The 21,705-nt window shown below is 45.3% G+C and carries 10 protein-coding genes; all 10 read left to right on the top strand.

Annotated elements, in window-relative coordinates; genetic code table 11:
- The first annotated feature begins 345 nt into the window (after positions 1 to 345).
- Positions 346 to 3,987: an S-layer homology domain-containing protein gene (locus IEX98_RS23810; RefSeq protein WP_188892197.1), complete on the top strand. Its 3,642-nt coding sequence runs from the start codon at positions 346 to 348 to the stop codon at positions 3,985 to 3,987.
- A 535-nt stretch (positions 3,988 to 4,522) separates the two neighbouring features.
- Positions 4,523 to 7,132 carry an S-layer homology domain-containing protein gene (locus IEX98_RS23815; protein ID WP_188892198.1) on the top strand — a complete coding sequence of 870 codons (2,610 nt, stop codon included), beginning with the start codon at positions 4,523 to 4,525 and terminating at the stop codon, positions 7,130 to 7,132.
- Between the two features lie 169 nt (positions 7,133 to 7,301).
- A complete protein-coding gene (locus tag IEX98_RS23820) occupies positions 7,302 to 9,386 on the top strand; it encodes a hypothetical protein (protein WP_188892199.1) in 2,085 nt (694 codons plus the stop codon).
- A gap of 105 nt (positions 9,387 to 9,491) precedes the next feature.
- Positions 9,492 to 9,962 (top strand): hypothetical protein, encoded by a 471-nt coding sequence (locus tag IEX98_RS23825; RefSeq protein ID WP_188892200.1) that lies wholly within the window; start codon positions 9,492 to 9,494, stop codon positions 9,960 to 9,962.
- Positions 9,963 to 10,069: 107 nt separating this feature from the next.
- Positions 10,070 to 10,351 (top strand): alpha/beta-type small acid-soluble spore protein, encoded by a 282-nt coding sequence (locus IEX98_RS23830; protein ID WP_308421822.1) that lies wholly within the window; start codon positions 10,070 to 10,072, stop codon positions 10,349 to 10,351.
- Between the two features lie 158 nt (positions 10,352 to 10,509).
- A complete protein-coding gene (gene metK, locus IEX98_RS23835; RefSeq protein WP_188892201.1) occupies positions 10,510 to 11,715 on the top strand; it encodes a methionine adenosyltransferase in 1,206 nt (401 codons plus the stop codon).
- Between the two features lie 175 nt (positions 11,716 to 11,890).
- Positions 11,891 to 16,294 (top strand): Ig-like domain-containing protein, encoded by a 4,404-nt coding sequence (locus IEX98_RS23840; RefSeq protein WP_188892202.1) that lies wholly within the window; start codon positions 11,891 to 11,893, stop codon positions 16,292 to 16,294.
- Positions 16,295 to 16,528: 234 nt separating this feature from the next.
- On the top strand, positions 16,529 to 19,237 hold the full coding sequence (locus tag IEX98_RS23845) for a stalk domain-containing protein (RefSeq protein ID WP_188892203.1): 2,709 nt from the start codon (positions 16,529 to 16,531) through the stop codon (positions 19,235 to 19,237).
- An 86-nt stretch (positions 19,238 to 19,323) separates the two neighbouring features.
- Positions 19,324 to 20,472: a sensor histidine kinase gene (locus IEX98_RS23850; protein ID WP_188892204.1), complete on the top strand. Its 1,149-nt coding sequence runs from the start codon at positions 19,324 to 19,326 to the stop codon at positions 20,470 to 20,472.
- A 20-nt stretch (positions 20,473 to 20,492) separates the two neighbouring features.
- On the top strand, positions 20,493 to 21,227 hold the full coding sequence (locus IEX98_RS23855; RefSeq protein ID WP_188892205.1) for a response regulator: 735 nt from the start codon (positions 20,493 to 20,495) through the stop codon (positions 21,225 to 21,227).
- The last annotated feature ends 478 nt before the right edge of the window (positions 21,228 to 21,705 follow it).

Here is a 21,705-nt window from a genome sequence, read left to right on the forward strand (position 1 = left end):
GGGAATCGTAAGCGAATGATTTCCGATTTGGAAGAAAAAAAGCAATTTGACCGCCTCCTTTTCCATGATTCGACTAAAATTTCAGCTCTGAAAAGCCGATAAACACAATACAGAACTTTTCTGCGGCCCTTGCGTCTAATTATGTCGAAATGGCAGATATAGGAACAGGCTAAAGAGGAAAAGGGAGGAAAGAAGATCGTTAAAAGGGTCGGTTGGTAAATCGGGAGCAGGTATGAGTCTAGTGTTAGGTGGAGTTTGTAGACCGTCTAGCCGCAGCGCTGCGAAGAAGCAGCAACGCATTAGGCGGTAATTGCCGCGAGGCTATATATGGAGGAGGATATCAGCGTGAACAGATTGTGGAAAAGTTTCTTGAGCAGTTTGGTTGCAGTTGCCTTATTGGTAACGATGCTGCCAGTCAGTCCGGCAAAAGCGGATTCGATTTATTTTCAATTTACAGATTTCAGTACCGTTCAAAGCAGCCCTACCGTCGTCAACACCAATACAGTAGATTTGCGCGGGTCTTTCAGTGATGTATCTTCAGGATCGATTACTTATAAAGTGGAGCGTTTGGTTAACGGCAACGTCGTAGCCTCCACGAACGGCGGCATTACACCGTCTATTATCGGCAACACGTTCTTCTTTGCTGGCATACAGCTATTTGAAGGCTTGAACCGGATTACTGTTCTCGGAACCAGCGGTAACGGATCCGGCGGCATCGTAGAGGGCGTAAGTTATGTCAGCTACGGCAACGTACCTGTTATTACTAGTGTTCAGCTTGCAAATGGCACGCCATTGACAGAGGGTCAGCCTGTAGTTGTAACGACAGCTAATCCTTCTTTAATGGTTAAGGCAACGAATGCACAGGACGTGCTTATCAATGGCGTTGCAATGTTTAATGGCGGCGCAGGCACGTTTGTATTGTCCGATCTTAATCTGCAGCTGGGATTGAATAAACTGGAGATTGTTTCCCGTAACGGGGATAAAAGCTTTACGGTAAACCGTGAGCTTGTCTATTTTAAAGAGAATACGCCTACTCCTTATAATGTTTTTGCAGGTGCTACACAGTTGGACGGCAAGCCGATTGTAGCTCCAATTACAGGTCAAGTCATTACAGGTAAAATCTTATTTAAAACCGCAACGGCACCATCAACTCCTAATCCAACTATTGATTTGGAACTGATCAACGAGGCGGGGAACTCCCAAGTTCTGAACACGACTGTACAGAAAGGTACGGTAAATCAGGATTGGACGGAATTCACATTTACCAGCACAACAAACCTGACTGCTGGCACTAGCGGTAAATACCAGCTGTGGGTGAAAAGTAATTCCTATGACGGCTCTACAGCGAACTTTCCGGTAGAGTTTACGGTAAGAAGTGCGAATGCGCCTTATATAACGGATCTCAGACAGCTGTATGATGTTGCTTTTAATGGAACGACGGCAACATTCGGATCCAGCACACGATTCTCGAACAATGTTGCTGTAAGCCAGGTACCGCTTTGGATTGCAGTCGATACAATGAACTTTGATCTTTCGGCAGGCAACACAACGTCTATTTCTGCGAAAGTAAATGGAGTTGCAGCCGGTTCTTCCTTCTCGGCTACAGCGTTTACGACAAGCGACGGTAAACAGCGGATCTATCGGATCGATGCTATGCCGCAAGGTGAAATTGAGCTGTCGTTCACCGTTACTAAAGGAGCGGAGAGCAATACAGTAATCAGAACGTTCCAGTATAACCCGATCTCTTCGATTCAAGTTACGAATACCTATAACGGCGCTGTTTATTATGATATCAATCCACTGGGATCGATTACAGGTAAGCTGCTCAACTTTAGAGCTTCAGATATCGCATCGTTCAGATTCTCATTAAATGGCGTAACATCCGATGTAAGCGGGTTTGTTACTGCAGCTACAGGTGCGTTCACGATTCCGATTACTCAGCTCGTATTTGGCAGTAATGAGCTCGTGCTTTCAGGTACGGCAAATGGTGTGGCGGTAACGACCACACTCGTTATTTATCGTTTCTCGGACAAGCAGCCGACGGTTTCAGGTATTAAGCCGGTTCCGTATACTGTAGACCCTATTAATGATTCGGAATCCAAGAGACTGTTCTCCGATCCGGATCGCAAGTTTATTCCAGGCTCTTCCGCATTCAGCTACACCACTTCACAGAAAAAAGCGGATATTTTGTTTACCGTAACGAATCTTGCTAACTTGATCATTAAGGTGGACGGCGTCGACTATGCAACAGCAACCGTAAATACAGCCGACAATGTCATGACCGTGACACCAGCTGATTTATCGAAGCTTTTCATCGAGCCTTCAACGAGTCCAATTCAAAAAACATATAACTTGCGTTTGTTTGGATTGGCTCTTCCTGTTTCAGGAGCTAAGAGCATCACGATTATTTCCCAGGTAGGTACAGAGAGCGTAAGTCAGACGATTACGATTACGCGTGAATTACCGCCTTACGAACTTTTGTCTCCTAAACTTCCGCAAGAAGCGGTTATTAATCAGAACTTCCTTAACGTGAGTATCCGGGCGGAAGGCGCAGACCGCATCGTAATCGGTAAAGATAATATGATAAAAAGCGTAAACGATGAAATCTTCCGTTATGAGCTGCAAGGCCTTAAAGCGGGCGTAAATAAAATTAAATTTACCGTGTATCGCGGTACGGAAAAACTGAATGGCGAATTCTCCGTCAACTACGCTGCGGATAATTCGATTGGCGCTCAATTCAAAGCAGCCATACCTAAAGCAGGCAAACTGTCGGCATTTAAAGGTGAAATTACAGTAAGCTTCCCGAAAAATACGTTCCTTCGTCCGGCCAATATTAATCCGGGCCAAGATGTGAAGACGATTGACTTGTTCGACTCGCAAAAAATTCTGTTCGGCATCGCAGACCGTACAGACGGAAGAACCGTTAAGGTATACAACGCAGTTGGCGAATATGATGGCGCCAATGCTAAGGACGGTACATTCAGCACTGTATCGTTCAGCGACTTTGGCGCAGCGGTTATACGTCCGACGACTCATTTCGGGTTTGCTTCCAATCTGTTCTGGATCGACCCGGGCTATGTTGAAGGAACGATTCAAACCGGGTATTCCTTCCAACAAGGTAAACAGCCATACAGCACAAGCAATGAATTTTTCAGCCGTCCGTTAACACGTTGGCTGGAAACTTCGAACTCGGGTGAAATTACGCTGAAATACGATTCCAAAATCGTGAATACAGCGGCAAACACGCTCAGCATCTGGCGTTATTATAATGGCAGATGGGAGAATATGGGCGGGACAATCAATGTAGGCAGCAAAACGATAACCGCTCCTATTAACGGATTTGGCTATTATGTAGTCATGCAAATCCGTTATAGCTTCACAGACATTATTGGGCATGAATATGCGCGTAATTCGCTGGAGCTGATGTACGGCAGAGGCATCATGAACTCGAAGAACAATAACGAGTTCGGCGTTTATGACAACATTACTCGCGGCGAGTTTGCACAGCTGCTGGTTAAAATGTATCAGATTCCATTGGAATACAACCCGAACGATATGACGTTCGACGACGTTGTACCTGTTCTGGGTCTCAGTCCATTCTGGGATTATCGCTATATCGAGACGGCAGTACGCAAAGGGATTATTAGAGGCAAAGGGCCTCGTCAATTCCTGCCGAACGAGCCTTTGACCAGGGAAGAAGCGGCAGTGATGATCGCCCGTGCCGGCAATCTGGTGAAAGACGGTAAAGAGGATCAGAAGCGAGACAGAGCGGCGCTTCAAAAATCGTTTACTGACGCTAATCTAATCGATGGCTATGCATTATCTTCAGTGCTGGCAGTCAATAAAGCTAAATTTATTGAAGGTTTGCCGAACACAACGACGGGCACAGCTAAACCAACGTTCCGTTTCGATCCTAAATCGAATCTTAAGCGTGCGGATGCAGCGATCATCGCCGAGCGTGTTATGCGTAAAAATAAACTCTTGTAATATATTGTAGATTTTTGCAAAATAAGAGGACAGAAAAGAGATTTCATTTTCTGTCCTCTTCTCTTGTTACGAAGTAAGTTTATCCATGGAAAATCTTTAGCATCGACGGAAGTGCGGGGTACAAGCTATACTAGCAAAGTACCGAAAAAGCGTAATAGGCAGAAGGATTTAAACGCGAAATACATAATGAACCGAATAAGTAGTATCGTACAAGTTGTTCAAAAATCTTTTCAACATTTTTGAGCGGATACCGCAACTTTTTCGACTCCGGTGCGTTTAATTACATGTCGCTATTACGACAAAGCATTTTATACGGTGAATAACCTCCATTTCGGAGTTAGTTGGAATGAATTCTCAACTTTCTCTTTACGGTGAGGGTAGCCCATTGTATAATGTTAAAGTGGTATAGCTTCTCTATCAATTTATTACAAGGTTTACAAGTTTCTGCGACATGTTCTTACATAGGGTTAAACATGGCGGCAGACATCATTTATACTAAATACTGCTCTACTCTGGGAAGGGGGTGACAACGGCTATGAGGGAAACGAGCAATTCATTAAGCAAACAAAACTCTCAACAACCGAAGCATTTTAGAGGAGGAGAAAAAAAGGTTATGAAGAAAAGTTTATTAGCATTCGTGCTGGCTTTCTCTTTGGTCCTGTCCGTTGCAGTTCCTGCATTCGCAGCAACTCCATCTGACGCAGTAGGCAAAAAAGAGCAATCCGCAATCGAAGAGCTTGTCGCTCTTGGTATTATCAATGGTTATGCAGATGGTTCTTTCAAACCAGACAACAACATCACTCGCGCTGAATTGGCGAAAATCGTCGTAAGCGCAACTGGTGGCGCTAGTGCAGCTGCTTTGATGCAAAACGTAAAACCACAATTCAAAGACGTTAAAGTCAATGAGTGGTATACAGGTTTCATCAACGTTGCAGCTACTAAAGGTTACATCTTTGGTGATGCAGGTACTGGCAAATTCCGTCCTAACGACAACATCAAGTTTGAAGAAGTTGTAGCAATCATCATCCGTGCATTGGGTTACAACGACAAAAACCTGTTGGGCTCGTGGCCTTACAACGTACTGGTTAAAGCTGAAGACATTGAGCTTTTCAAAAATGTTGATATCAAACCAGGTACGCTTGCAACTCGTGCTGTAGTTGCTCAAGTTACTAGCAACGGTCTTTCCCAACCATTGGTTAAATGGGATGCTGAGAAACAATACTATGTTGCTGCTGGCGGCATTTTGATCTCCAAACTGGGAACTAGCCAAGAGTACATTCTTACTAGCCCTAAATTGGATTCCGCTAAAAAAGTTCAACTGAACGCACAAGACTTCCTGACTTCCGACAAATTCATCGTTACTGGTGGCAAAAAGCTTTCTGAGCTTGCTGGTCACGTAGTAAACGCTTTGTTGGACAAAAACAACCGTGTTCTTGCTCTGACTGACACTCAACCAGCTGAAGATGTAGTATCCGGTAAACTGGATGCGGCAATCGCTGATTACAATGTTGGTAACGTAGTTAAAGTAAAAGTTGGCGACGATGTGAAAGAATACACTGTTTCCACTGCTACTTACTTCTACAAAAACGGCGAGAAAATCGCTACAATCACTGACAAAGATGCAGCTAAAGACGCAACTGTTCAAGTATTCTTGAACAATGACGTTCAAGTGCGCGCTATCGTTGTTAAAGAGTACGATGTGAACAATGCTGTATTCACGAAGTACATCGAAAAAGGTTCTTCTGCAAGTGCACGTATTCAAATCGAAGGTTCTGTAGCATTCGTTAACGTTAACGACAACACTGTAGTTACGCTGAATGGCGAAGCTGCTAAAGTTGCTGACCTGAAAGAAAATGACGTGCTTAAAGTTCTTCGTAACTCGTCGAACGAAGCAGTAGAAATCAATGCTAACCGTGATGTTGTATCCGGTAAAGTAACTGCTATCGAAACTGTTAAAAACCAACCAGTATACACTGTAAACGGCACTTCTTACAAAGATGTTCGTGGTGTACTGAACCCATCTGTAGCAATTGACGGAGAATACAAATTCTTCCTGAATGCAGACAAAGAAATCGTTAAAGTATCTGTTGTTACTCCTGGAGCTCAAGACAACAACGTTGCTGTTCTGTTCGAGTACCTGAACAATAAAGATGTTGTTAACTCCAAAGGTATCGTAGAAACTAAAGACGTAGTAACTTACTACTCGGTTAAAGAAGACAAAATCGTTACAGTACAACTCGACTCCGCTAAGGCTGATCGCTCCGCTGATGCTGGTAAATACGTGAAACTCGTATTTGACGGCGACAAAGTAGTTGATCTTAACCTTGTTGGTGCTCAAAACCTGAAAGACGTCAACACTGTTGAAGACAAAACAGCTACAACTGTTAAGGTTAAAATCGCTAGCGTTGACAAAACTTTCAGCTACAACGGCAACACAATCGTATTTGATGCAACTGGCGTATTCAATGCAGCTGGTAACGTTAAAGACGACGCTAAAATCGTAAAAACAACTATTGACAAAGTAACGAAATCGGACCAAGTAACTGTTGTTACTGACGCTGGTAACTACTATGCTCAATACATCTTCTTGGTTAAAGACAACGAAACAGCTGAAAACCGCTTGCCGGTAGCTGCTGGTAAATTCGTAACAGTTAACAAAGTTCAAACAGCATCTGGTTCGACTTACAGCGTTAAGCTGAAAGTTAGCGGCGAAGAAAAATCATTCCCAATCGCTTGGGATGCAGCTGCAACTGGTTACACTGATCTGTACAGCAAACTGCTTACGCTGAATGCTGATGACAATGTATTCGTTGCTCTGTCTGATTCTTCTGCAGCACCAGGAACTAAGTACAACACAGCTGATGTTGTATACGTGAAAGGTCAAACTGCAAACAACGCATTGACTGCAGATTCCAACTATGGAACATTCACTGTATCCAATACAGCAGGTTCGTTTATCCACACGGATAAAACTCAAGTATTTGTTATCGACAAAAACGACAATGTATCTGTTGGCGGATTCGTTGATATCGCAAACGCTGCTTCTGTAAATGCTGCTAACTACGATGCATTCGTAGCTGCTGGCTCTGCTCACCTGGGCAACAACACAGAAGGTGCAATTGTAGTAATCAAATACTTCAACTAATCCTTTAGTGGTTAGATGAAAGAAGAGCGATGAGGAAACTCATCGCTCTTTTTTTTGTTCATCTTATGTTCATAGAAGCTCTGTAATATAATCTTAAGGAATATAGACTCAATAGAGAAACAAATTAGCCTTATTATGCGTCTATATAAAAAACGATACGGAGTGATGAATGCAAATGATCATGCGTCTAGGATTAAACAAATTGTATATGGTGTTATCCCTTATGATAGTTTGCTCTATGGTATTATCGACTGGAGTTCCCAGAAGCTTCGCGGCTAATACGTATACCCAATACATATCCTCAAACAGTTATGTAAAGCTGGAGAGTGCTGATCTTATTCCAAGCTCAAAAGGAAATACAGCGAGCTTTAAGGTAACGATCTATAACGGAGGAAGCGCGGCACTCAATCTGCAAGATTATTGGGCACGACTAAGTTCAGTTAGCGGAAATAAGTACACTCTCTCTTTGCTAGAAAGCGATAAAAATAAAAAAACGGTTGCACCGAAAGCGAGTGTAACATTAACTTATTATAGTGAAGTCCCTTCAAGTGTTACATTGGTTAATCTTGTGTTTAAAGTCATTAAATTTGATTTTTCGATCGCAGGATATGAAAAAACAGTTGCAAAGTTTATGTTTTCTAAAAGCTATACGAATGATGTGAAATTAAATGGCTACAAAGCTGCAAAAATGAATGATAGTGTTGTAAATATGAGAGTCAATAAGTCAACTGTAACAGCGGGATCAGAGAATAATAATATTAATCTTGAACTAGTCATGAGAAATACAGGGAAATATAATATTGCTGCTTCAAATCTAAAGTATTTTCTTCAATCAGCATCTGGCGCTTTATACGATTTAAAACCGAATGCAGCAGAAATTGTATTGCGCCCTAACATTCTTGAGACCATCAAGTTATCCATTGAATTGCCTAAAACACTTAATACCAGTGGAATGAAACTAATTGTTGCCCAGTCTAGCGGCGAGGGAGCAGCAAGTATTAATCTTCCAATCGGTAAATTTGCCGTTTCGTTAAAGCAGCCCTTACCACAAACTGCCCTTACAAATTTTGAATATATAAGTGGTGACTATGTTTATGATATTAGTGTAGAATCCCTTCAGAAGTATCCATGGGTGACGAATGATAACCTTATTGGAAAAATTGTGATTAAAAACAAAGGGACTAAATCTGCTCCTATTCCGAAAATTAATGGTGCTTTCTTTATTGATGACAGTGCTGAAGTAGATACTAAGTTGATGCCGTTTACTACGCAAGTATCAATTCCAGCTAAACAATCGGTGGAGCTTTATTATTATGCAGCAATCCCTAGCAATTATAGTGCTAATAATATTAAATTTAAGCTGTCTGAATTAGAAGGTGAGAAAAAAGTAGAACTGGCATCATTAACGACCAAATCTATTACAACACCTAAAACAATCGCACTGGGCACTAACCTTTCGATTAATGATAACGTTGAAAAAACAACAGTCGCTGTAAGTGATGTACGAACTTACGAGGGTGAATTTAATAATCTTTATGCTATTTATTTGGATGTCACTAATGTAGATAATCGGGCAAAAGCTACTTCAAAATGGTCTGGATATTTGCAAACTGCTAATGGTACTGTGTATGAAACTAAAATGATTAAAACAGGGAATGCAATCAATAGCAATAAAAAGGAACAAGTAATAATAACTGCTGAAGTACCTAAAGATGCAAATCTTAAAGATGCGTCCTTGTTGCTGGGTTTAGCGTTTAATGAAAAAGGTATTGTTAAAAATAACGATGACCAGGCACAGGGCTTCTTTAACGCAGCAAAATTTGTATTGCCTGTAGAAAAAGAATTTACTAATAAATTTAATGAAATAAAAGTGGGACCGTTTTCGATTAATATAAAATCGCTGACAGCATTTATTCTGAACTCAGCTTTAGATATGGATATTGCGTCACAAGTTGATCGGAACTATACGTACGATGCCTTTAGCAGCAGAAAGATCACGATTGCTCTCGAGGATGAAGCTACGAATTTAACATTCTTCTCTGCTCCAGTAGAGTTGGATTCGACTTCAACAACAGCTGCTTATATTTGGAAAACGGGCTCAAACTTCACCGAAATAAATAAAGAAATTACGAAATATTCAACAACACCAACATTAACTATTTATGAAGAATTGAACGGATATAAAAAGAAGTTAGTGTCTAAAGATATAAAGTGGTCAGAGTATATTAACTGGGCAGACCCGAACGTAAACTAGTTCTGCAAGATCACTATTCCAACTAACAGTAGAAAAGTAAGACCAAATCGGGTATCTTTAAACAGGTACCCGTATTTTTTTGCTAGAGAGGAGTTATCGATTACGATGAAGAAATGGGTTGCTAGAATCGCGCTTGGAGCTGTGCTCGTTGTTGGCGGATTCGGTATCGGTTATTGGAACACAAGCACTATTGAAGCAGATGGAGCTTTGGCAGTGCCAGGCTCAGTAGAGGACCCAGTCGTTACGAAGAGCTATGTAGACGCATTGGTTGGAGATAAGGGCCAGGAAGGCAATACAGGCGGCGACAAACTGGAAGTCGTTACGGTGCCGAACGGTAAAACCTTGATTGCAAACGAAGGAACTGAAGTTATTGTCCGTGCAGGTAAAGCAGTAGCTTATAGCCCTGATTCGAACGGTTTGGCCGATGTAACCGGAGGTAAAGACGTATTCAAGGGTGCTCCAATTCCTGCGAATCATCTTATTATTTTCCCACGGGCGGGACGCGGTATCACAACGGATCCCGGCTTTACCAAAACATTAACGGTTTTGGTGCGGGGCGGCTATACCATTCAATAATGATGCTGTTATATTTTGCTCCAGCTGACAATAGCTTATACGCTTACGAAAGTGCAAATGAACGCAATCTATAGACATGTTCCTACATCTTATGGAGGTGTCTTATTATGGGTCGTCGTTCATCTAATCAAATCGTAGTGCCGAATTGTAAAGCAGCTTTGAATCAAATGAAATACGAAATTGCTGCTGAATTAGGATTGTACCAAACCACAGCTGCTGGTGCAGGCGAGGATACCGAGTTTGCGGGTGAACTCGGCGCTTATAGCGGCGGAGGGCATGGAGCGATACAGTGGTCTACCCTTACCTCACGAGAGGTGGGAGCAGTTGGCGGCTCGATTACAAAACGGCTTGTATCCCAGGCTGAAGCCGTACTTCGAGGATATCAGTAAAAGTTGTCAGGACTCCCGTCCATTGACACCAACCGACAATTTCGGTATTATACTGTTCTAGAGAGTTGTCTAACAACCTTTTCCTACGGGAAAAGGTTCATTTTTTGTTTAGAGTATTTGCACTTATCTCATAATAAGGCTGTAGGAGGTTGATACGGATGTCGGTTGTTAAAGGTCGTCACCTATTTACATCGGAATCGGTGACTGAAGGCCATCCGGACAAGATTTGCGATCAAATCTCGGATGCTGTGCTTGACGCATTTCTGGAAGCTGATCCTTATGCGCGCGTTGCGTGTGAAGTATCGGTTGCTACTGGACTTGTACTGGTAATTGGAGAAATCAGCAGCCGTGCTGATTATGTCGATATTTCTGCTATAGCACGTCGTACAATCAAGGAAATCGGATATACTCGTGCAAAATACGGTTTTGATTCCAGCACTTGTGCGGTATTGACATCATTGAACGAGCAATCTGCTGATATCGCGCAAGGCGTTAACGCTGCCCTTGAAACGCGTGACGGCAAGGACGTACAGCTGGAAAATGAAGACATCGGTGCCGGAGACCAAGGCTTGATGTTCGGATTTGCAACGAATGAAACGCCAGAATTGATGCCTTTGCCAATCGCATTATCGCACCGTATTGCTCGTCGTTTGGCTGAAGTCCGTAAGAATGGTACGCTGGGCTACCTGCGTCCGGACGGTAAAACGCAAGTGACGATCGAATACGTGGATGGCAAGCCAGTACGTGTCGATACGATCGTTGTGTCCACGCAGCATGCGGAAGAAATCTCGCTGGAGCAAATCCAAGCGGACATTTTAGACCATGTAATCAAGCCTGTTGTTCCAGTTGAGTGGCTCGATGAGCAAACGAAATATTTCATTAATCCTACAGGCCGTTTCGTTATCGGCGGACCACAAGGCGACGCTGGTCTTACAGGCCGTAAAATTATCGTCGACACCTACGGCGGCTACGCTCGTCATGGCGGCGGCGCATTCTCCGGCAAAGATCCTACGAAAGTTGACCGTTCCGCAGCTTATGCAGCCCGCTATGTAGCGAAGAACATCGTTGCAGCTGGTCTTGCTGATAAATGTGAAATCCAGTTGGCTTACGCAATCGGTGTTGCTCAACCTGTATCGATTAACGTAGATACTTACGGCACAGGTACAGTGTCTGAAGAGAAGCTGGTTGAAGTGATTCAAAACAACTTTGATCTTCGTCCTGCCGGTATCATTAAGATGTTGGATCTTCGCAGACCGATTTACGGAAAAACAGCGGCTTACGGTCATTTTGGCCGTACCGATATCGACCTGCCTTGGGAACGCGTAGACAGAGCTGACAAGTTGAAATCCGAAGCGCTTGCATAGCAATAGGTATTATAATGATTACAGAGCTCAGAATCTTATGATTCTGAGCTTTTTTATACCTTTATGAAGGAGTCGTTGGTGAACTATTCCAGAAAAGTCACTCCCAAACCTACATTTTCAATGCGAATTAACCGACAAATAAAGTACGACTGTAATTTTTCGGGGAGTGAATGAAATGAATCGTTACCGCCAAAAGATCGGTATGCTCTTATCGATCGTATTATTCATGCAGCTAGTATTGCCGGGATCGATAACAAGTTCCCACGTTATCAAAGCCGCTGCAGCCGGTCCCATATTAACCAATAAGAATCCTGCTGACGATTTTACGAATGTTGGATTGAATGCTCCGCTCGTTTTTACGTTTGATGAGCCCGTAGCGAAGGGAACAGGCTCCGCCTCGTTTACGATTTACAATTACACATTAAACACAGTGTTCGAGAGCTACAATGTTGCAACCGATAGCCGGGTTTCTATCGATGCGACCGGACGGACTGTCACTGTTCGTCCAAGTAAGGCCTTTAGCCTGAATACCGATTATTATATATTAATCGACCCGGGGGCATTCGTAAATGTATCCAATGCCGCGAACTATTCTGGTATTGCAAGTGCTACCGAATGGAATTTCAAAACGGTCGAGACGGTGGATACAACAGCTCCTGTATTAACCGCAGCCTATCCGGCAAGTGAACAGGCGGGCATTGCGATTACTTCGCCGATTACGCTCATATTCAATAAACCGATATATGTCGCTAATGGAGATCTTAGCCTCGTTACCAATCCTAGCAACACGGCATATGAGGAACGGAAAATACCTGTTACCTCCAATCAAGTAACCGGCAGCGGCACGAATACAATCACGATCTCGCCAGCTGCAGCATGGTATCCGAATAGTACCTATACGTTCACGATTCCAAGGGGCGTGCTGCAAGATGCCGCCGGCAATGTGTTTTCTGGCCAGACGTGGCGGTTTACAACTGCGCCCGCTCCGGTTAATGTTATAGGACTATCACCAGCGGACAACGCAACGTCTGTACCTGTGACGAATGCGCTAGCGGTTGCTTTTGATAAAGGAGTTGTCGCGGGGACTAATAAGTACATTCATCTCATTCGCGCCTATGACAATTATGACGAGCGGATTCTGGCAGCGGATACTTCAAGAGTTACGATATCAAGCAATAATGTAGTTACGATCCGCCCTCAAAAGATGCTTGCAAATACAAGGTATTATGTATTGATTGATGCGGGTGCCTTTGTAGATAAAACGACCGGTGAATGGTTCCAGGGAATTTCGAACGCATCCACTTGGGATTTCACGACCGATCCGGGCGATGAAAAAGACCCTCCTCTTTCTACAGCAGTCTACCCTGCACACGGAGGAACGATTGGAACGCTTAACTCCAATCTAGAAATAATATTTAATGAGCCGGTATATCCGGATTCTGGAAATATAGAAATTCGCAATGTTGTGAACAATGTACTGTTCCGTTCCATTCCAGTTACGTCGGATAATGTGACGGGTGGCGGAACAAATAAAATTACAATCAATCCGAATAAAGCACTATATGCAGGCGATTCCAATAAAGCGTTTGTTAACAATTCACAATACTATGTTGTCATCGGCAACAGAGGGTTTAGAGATGCGGCCGGCAATTATTTTGCAGGGGTTACGGCAAACAATTGGCAATTCCGCGTTGCACAGGATACCGTCAAGCCTGCGCTTGAATCGATCTTTCCAGCTAACAACACAAACAATGTATTGCCTAATGCTTATTTTTCTGCTTTCTTCAACAAGCCAGTTGTGAAAGGAACAGGTTCGATTTGGATTAGACCGGTAGGCAGCACTACCGCACAGCCCGTTCTGACTAGCTACTACGTCCATCCGGATAACAGTAAACAAGTTGTTATTGTCCAACCAACCGGTACCACTCTGGCTGGCAATACTAACTATTACATTGAGATAAGCCCAGACGCAATTACTGATTTAGCTGGAAATGCCTATGCCGGTATTCAAAACCAATATCAATGGGCGTTTAAAACGATAGGCGAAGATACAAGCCCTCCGGTTATTAGCAAGATGGAATACGAGAGTAATGTCATTACAATGACCTTCAATGAAGAGTTGAATGCAAATAGTGTGCCTGCGGTTAGCAATTTTTACGTGACCGTGAACGATATCATGAGACCTGTCGTTTCCGTAGCGGTATCGGGCGTAACGGTGAAATTGACCTTGTCCAGCGCTATCGTTAACGGACAGCCGGTCAAGCTATCTTACTCCAAGCCAATTACTACTACAGGAGGCATTCAGGATATTGTAGGCAACCAGACGCTTAGCATCGGCAATTACGAAGTTAAGCCAGTTGTAAACACTACATCAGCTGCACCGTCAAGCGGATCTGCAAATGGAAGTATCGTCTCTATTACGTTTAACAAAGCACTCGCTGCTGCAAACAGCTACGCCTATTCGCAGTTCGGTATCAGTGTCGACGGCACCTACTACAGCCCGACAGCTATTTATGTGAGCGGGAGCACCGTGCAGTTGACCTTTAACGGGACGGCCTCGAACAGTCAAGCCGTCTATGTTTCTTATTCACCAGGCTCTTATCCGATTAAGGATACGGATGGCATTAATGTTAACGCCTTCTCCAGCTATCGCATTAGCGGCGGAACAGATGTTACACCGCCATCCTTAATTAGCGCAGTCGCTAATGGCTCGACAATTACGTTACGCTATAATGAGTCCTTGAATAGCTCATCCGTACCTTATCCTGGCAGCTACAGCGTTAGCGTGAACAGTTCAATACGCACAGTAACACAAGTGCAAGTGAGCGGCGATCAGGTTATATTGACATTAAGCAGTCCTGTATCGCTGGGGGATTCGATCTATGTAAGCTATGGGGCGGCTTCTCCAAGAATTACGGATCAGGCGGGCAACGCAGCGGCATCCTTCACTACGATTAATGCGCCTGTCGGGAATGCATCGGGGTTATTGGCAGCAGGGGTTGTAAAGGGATCGACTGCAACGTTGACCTTCAACGAGTCGCTTAACAACTATTACTTGCCGTCCATATCCCAGTTCATGCTGCAAGCGGACGGTACGAATTATTCTATATCTAAGGTCGTATTGAGCGGTTCGACGGTTACATTGACGTTATCGTCTCCAGTTGGCGCGTCCAGCAAAGTGACGATGTCCTATTACGGGAATTCGTCCACCGGGCTAAGAACGAATAGCGGAAAAACGATCGAAAATTTCACGAACTATTCGTTGACCAATCAAACTTCTGTAATTGATTCTTTGCCGGGAGGCTTTGAGCAAGCTGATGGCGGAGGCATAGGGATACAGAAGTCCAATGCCACTGTTACGGGGGCCACTTCACCGGCAGGAAAATACGTAAACAAATACACGATTCCATCGGAGAAAATTATTTTGGCTTATCAAGCAGCACGAACGTTAGGCTCGAACAATCTGCGAGTCGTGTTCCAAGTGCCTAGCACAGAGGGCGCAGCAGTTGTAGCTTTTCCGCTGTCTGCCTTGCAAAGCGCAGTTTATTACGGCAACAACGCGACAATCGCGGTTCAGTACAATGGAATTTCATATGATATTCCTCTAAGCGCATTGAATTTCTCGCAAATTGCAAGTTCATTGAATGCGAACGGAGTTGTAGGGGATTTGCTGATTCAAATCGATCAGGGCAGCTCCAGCTTGACGAGCGCGTTGACCTCTGCGATTAGCAGAGCGAATGCGACGCTCATTGCTCCGCCAGTTCACTTTGACGTGTCAGCCTCCTATGGAGGCACTGTGAAGCCCGTTCAAAGCTTCAATGGCTATCTGACACGCTCGATGGAAGCACCGTATTCCATCGATAGAAAGACAACCTCAGTAGTCTGGTTTGATCCTGAGACGGGTGGATTATCTTATGTGCCAACAACGTACACGACAGTAAACGGTAAAATGATTGCCAAGTTCCAGCGCAAAGGCAATAGTGCATATGCGCTAGTACAAGGCAATGTAAGCTTTTCGGATATCAGCAAGCATTGGGCCGGTACAACGATTCAAATATTGGCTAAGAAGTACATTGTTGACGGACGCAGCTCAACCAAATTCGAGCCGGAGAAGTCAATTACACGCGGTGAGTTTGCATCGTATATCGCGAAAGGGCTAGGTCTGGCCGGAAATAAAGCCGCCGCATCTAAGTTCAGGGATGTCAACACGGGAACGGCTATGGCCGCCTATATTGGCGCGGCTTCGGAAGCAGGCATCGTTCAAGGCAATTCGGATGGCACCTTTAAGCCGAACAGCCCGATTTCCCGTCAGGAGATGGCGGTAATGATGACGCGCGCTTCCAAAGCGGCGGGGGTTACCGTTACCCTGCAATCTTCCACATCATCTTACTTATCGAAGTTCTCCGACCGGGGTAAAATCGCCTCATGGGCGCAGACTGACGTTGCCAAGGCCGTTTATACCGGTGTCATTACCGGCAAGACGACGACAACGTTCAGTCCGACAACGAATGCAACACGGGCGGAAGCGACTGTCATGATTAAGAGACTGCTGGAAAAAGTCAACTTCCTCAGCGCATAACAGGTCCAAAGCCTCCCTTCCGCGAAATGCGGCGGGGAGGTTTTTTTCTGCCTATTTTTTAAAATGGCAAAACATTAATCTCTCCAATGAGCTGATCCTATGCGATTCTGGCAGATGAAAAAAAGGGTTCGACTTTCTCCCATTAATATTTATTAATATTGTGAATACGTAACTTTTAACCTAGTCTTGTAGTCTATAATAGATAGACTTAGAGATGGGAGAGTTGCAAAAAAGATGCGTAAGGTAGACAACAACCATGTTCGGCAGACGGCAGGCTTAAGCAAGAAAGTTATTGTAGTCCTGTTAGGTGGAGCACTCTTGATTCAACCGCTGGCGGCAGCGGTACCTGTGAGCTGGAATCCTGCAAAAACATCCGTCGCTGCGGCGGCAACGGCAAGCTCGGCATTTAAACTGCTTCAAGAATCATACATAACAGCCGGAGCGCTGAAGAAAGAATATGTCTGGACGACACAACGCAGCGGCAAAAAGGCGGAGACGAATGTTCACGTCATCGAGATCGACCTCTCGAATCCTAATGTGAAGCTGGACGCGATGAGCGGAAAAAACAATACGGTTGGCAAGCTGAATACAATTGCCAATATGACGAAGGAAAATGGCGCGGTGGCCGGTATTAATGCTGACGTTTTTATTACGTCCACGGAAGGCTCGCCGATGGGCGCTCAAGTTTCGAGCGGTACTATGCTCGTCAGCCCAATGAAGATAAAAGGAATGTACGCGTTCGCAGTGACGAAGGATCGCCAGCCGGTCATCGACAGCTATACGTTTGATGGAACGGTGAAGTCGGGAGACGGCTCAACCTTTGTTCTTGCCGGCATGAACCAATCTGCCTATGTTCCCGAAGTTGGGGGCTCTAAATATAGCCATTTCAATCAGCTTCATATTTACACAAGCGCTTGGGGCGGAGCTGAACGTCCTCGCAACGCGATGGCTACGCCAACGGAGGTGCTCGTCCGCAACGGCATCGTAGAGCAAATTTCGGAGCAGGCTCCTATATCCGGGGCCATTCCGAGCGACGGTTATATTTTACGGGGACATGGAGATGCCGCTAAATTTATTGTGGAACATCTTCAGGTTGGCCAATCCGTAACTAGCAATTATTCACTAGTATCCTCTAATGGAAGCAAGGTAGATCCATCCTCATTCCAAATGCTTATTGGCGGTCACACTATTCTCGTAGACAAAGGCGCTGCAGCAGCTTTCTCACGCGATATTTCGGGAGTCAGCGGCTCGTCGATCGTCTCTCGTTCTGCGGTGGGCTACTCTAAAGACGGTAAAAAGGCATACTTGATTACGACCGAGAAGTTCGGCAACAGCACAGGGGCTACTCTTAAGGAAATGCAGCAAATTATGGTCGGCCTTGGTGTCTACAAGGGGATTAACCTCGACGGCGGCGGCTCAACGACGATGATCGACCGGCCGCTAGGCGAGACGGGCTTACAGCTCACTCATTCCACGCAATACGGGACGACGCAGCGCAGCGTAGCGAATGGAATCGGCGTATTTTCCACAGCACCGAAGGGATCTTTGAAAGGCATTACGGTAAGCGGCTCGAATGTGCTGTTTATTGGCCAAAAAGCCTCGTATTCGGTTAAAGCCTACGATACGTACTATAACCCGTTTGAGCTGACCAGCACGAATGCCAAATGGAGCAGTATCGGCAGTGTCGGAACGATGAGCGGTAACGAGTTTACGGCGACAAAAGCGGGAACGGCGACCATATCGGTTAGATCCGGCGATGTGACCTCCAACTATCCGATTGAGGTCATTGGCCAAGATCAGGTTGCCGAAGTGAAGCTGGATGCAGCAGCAGGCATGCTTACTAAAGGGGCGACCGTCTCGGTTCCAGTTACGATTACGCTGAAGAACGGCAAGAGCTATAAGCTGACGGGCGATTCGCTGAAATGGGAGTTCATTGGCTTTACCGGCTCTCAGAAAGGCAATACGATCACGGTTGAATCGACCGGTACATCAACAACTGGTTATGCGATTGGACGTTACGACGGCTTCCCGACGATTCTGCCATTTACGCAAGGCGGTTCGGAGAAAACGCTGGAAAACTTCGAGAACGTCGGCTACGCCATCACTTCTCAAGTGACGCCATCAGCGACGACAACGGGCGGTGTGAAGCTTGTCAGCGACCTGCCGAAACAGACATCTGGCAAAGCGCTGCAAATTTCATATGATTTCAGTGCAGGTACAGGAACGAAGGCTGTATACGCTGTGTTTAACGGCACGGCCGGTAAAACAGTGGATGGCGCTCCAAACGGCATGACGGTCGATGTCTATGGAGACGGAAGCTTGAACTGGCTGCGAGCTGAGTTCACCGATGCTGACGGCAAAGCGCATTTGGTTGATCTGGCGAAGCAGCTGGATTGGACAGGCTGGAAAACGGTCAAAGCTGATCTTAGCTCCTACGGTATGAAATACCCGGTTAAGCTCAAACGTATCTATGTCGTGACGATTGCCGACGGCCAGGATGAGCGTGCGGCAACCGGAGCAGTAGGTTTGGACAACTTGAAGCTGCAATATGCGAGCGCGCCGGTCACAAGCGTGAATAAGTCTATCGTCATGAATATCGGCAAAAAAACAGCGACTGTAGACGGAAAGAGTATTACGCTAGACGTAGCTCCGCTTGAGCTTAATGGCACGACTTATGTCCCACTTCGTTTTGTAAGTGATGCTTTGGGAGCAACTTTGAAATGGGACGATAAGCTCAATCGTGTATCCGTTATTAAAGGCTCGACGATGCTGGAAATGGTCATCGGTAAGAAAGAACTCGTTATGAACGGGAAACGCTCAGAGACCGCCGTTGCGCCAATTGTCCGCAATGGACGGACGCTGATTCCGATTCGTCTATTCTCTGAAAACCTGGGTCTAAAAGTCGGTTATGAGAACAAAACGAAAAAGATTACCATTGATTAAAATAGACGGGCGGCAGCTTTCCTGTGTTATGATAGAATGGTATAACCTTCTATATTAATCCTTTTAAGAGGGGTTGCCGAATCGTCGTGGATCAACATATTGTAGATATTAATCGCGTCATAACCAATGCGATCGCGGTTATGGAAGACAGCAAGATTCAAATTTACGAAATATGCGAATCGGCGCGCGCCGAGCTTGATTCTCTCGTGCAGGAACTTGAACTTGTGCTAGAGGAGAACGGCAAAACCATTCTTCGGGTGGATGAGCTGGAGAAGGAGTATCGTCGCGCCCGTATTCGGCTGACTGAAGTCAGCAAGGATTTCGTCCGATATAAAGAAGAGGATATTAAGCAGGCGTATGAAAAGGCGACGGTCATTCAAATGGACCTCATGGTCTATCGGGAGAAGGAAGCCTATCTAAAGACGAGGCGGGACGACTTGCAAAAGCGGGTCCGCAACGTTAAAAGCTCCATCGAGCGCGCCGAAATGATCGCCTCGCAAATCAATGTCGTGCTGGAGTATTTGTCCGGCGACTTGAACCAGGTGACGAGAATATTGGAGTCCGCGAAAACGAGGCAGATGATTGGTCTAAAGATTATCGTCGCGCAAGAGGAAGAGCGAAAGCGTATTTCCCGCGAAATTCACGACGGACCTGCTCAATCGCTCGCCAATATCGTGCTGCGAACAGAAATTGCAGAAAGAATGCTCATCAAGAAGGAATTTCAAATGGTGCAGGACGAATTAATAGATTTGAAAGGGCAAGTTCGTTCGGGGCTGGAGGACATCCGCAAAATTATTTTTAATTTGCGTCCTATGGCATTGGACGATTTGGGACTTGTGCCGACGCTTCGCAAATTCGTTCAGGACTTCGAAGAGAGAACCAAGATACATACCGTATTCGAGCTGACAGGGAAAGAAGTCAGAATGCCGTCTGCGATGGAGGCAGCAATCTTTCGGCTTGTGCAAGAGGCCTACACCAATGCGCATAAGCATGCAAGCGCCTCGCACGTCACACTGGAAATGAACTACCAACCCGAGATGGTGATCATTACCGTTCTTGATAATGGAGTAGGTTTTCAGAGCGAGCTTGTCGAATATCAGGCGAGTCACAACTCCCACTTTGGCCTGATTGGCATGCGTGAGCGTGTCGATCTTCTCGAAGGGAGGATGGAAATAGACTCAAAAATCGGACAAGGGACGAAAGTTTTATTTTATATCCCAATAACAGTAGAGTAGAGAAAGGAGAAAGATGACGAATGAACCAAATTGCTCAGGCACCAGGTGTTAAGCCAAAGATTAAAGTGTTGCTCGCGGATGATCACCAGCTTTTTCGCGAAGGGCTAAAACGGATTTTGAATATGGAAGATGACCTTGAAGTAATCGGAGAATGCGGCGACGGCATTCAGGTGCTGGAGTTCTGCAATCATACCCAGCCGGAAATCGTGCTGATGGATATTAATATGCCGATTGAGAACGGAGTGGTCACGACAGAGCGTCTGAAGACGATTTTTCCCGATGTAAAGGTGATCATTCTTTCCATTCATGATGACGAGAGCTACGTATTCGAGACGCTTCGCAAAGGGGCGACTGGCTACTTGCTGAAAGATATGGAGGCAGAGTCGTTAATTAACGCGATTCGTTCCGTTGTGAATGGACATGCCTACATTCATCCGAAGGTGACGGGCAAGCTGATCAATCAGTTGCGCCGGATGACGTATCTGGATGAAATGGGTGTCGTATCGGGCGCAGCTGCTACTAGCGAGCCAGGCGTGAAATTTATCGCCAGCGAAGATAATCCGTTGACCCGCCGGGAGGCGGAAGTGCTTCGTTTGATGGCCGAGGGCAAGAGCAACAAGCTCATCGGCGAATTTTTGTTCATTAGCGAGAAAACTGTTAAAAACCATGTCAGCAGCATTTTGCAAAAGATGGAGGTTGACGACCGCACACAAGCGGTTATTCAATCCATTAAATATGGCTGGGTGACGTTGTAAGCTATACCGCATGAGTTAGCTGGATGCGTTTTGCGGCATGATGCTGGATTGTTAGCCTTTAGCCGCAAGGGCCTCGCAATAGAGCAGACCAAAGCTGCAGCATTAGGAGCGGAGCCCGGAGGAGATGGGCTGGACGAACACAGCCAGTCATCAGTCATAACAGGTCTGGTTAATACATAGCAGGGTCCCGTGTCTATAGACGCGGGATTTTTTTGTTTTTTAGAGACTTTTAAGTTTTACGGGAAGACGGTCCGGATTTTGTCTGGAGTGTAGCTGATACAGCATGATGCAGGCGGGAAGGAGTGTAAGACCCTCGGAGGGTCCTATACTTGCGGATAAGCGTCTGTGAGTAAAGGTTAAGGCCCTGAAAGGGTCTTAAACGGAAAGAAAGCCGCCATTTTCCATGTGAATACGATGCTGGGGGAGGGAATAAGACCCTGAGAGGGTCTTATGTCTGCTAGAAAGCGCCTGTAAGTGA

This window comes from Paenibacillus radicis (ex Gao et al. 2016), assembly GCF_014641555.1.
Classification (GTDB): domain Bacteria; phylum Bacillota; class Bacilli; order Paenibacillales; family Paenibacillaceae; genus Pristimantibacillus; species Pristimantibacillus radicis.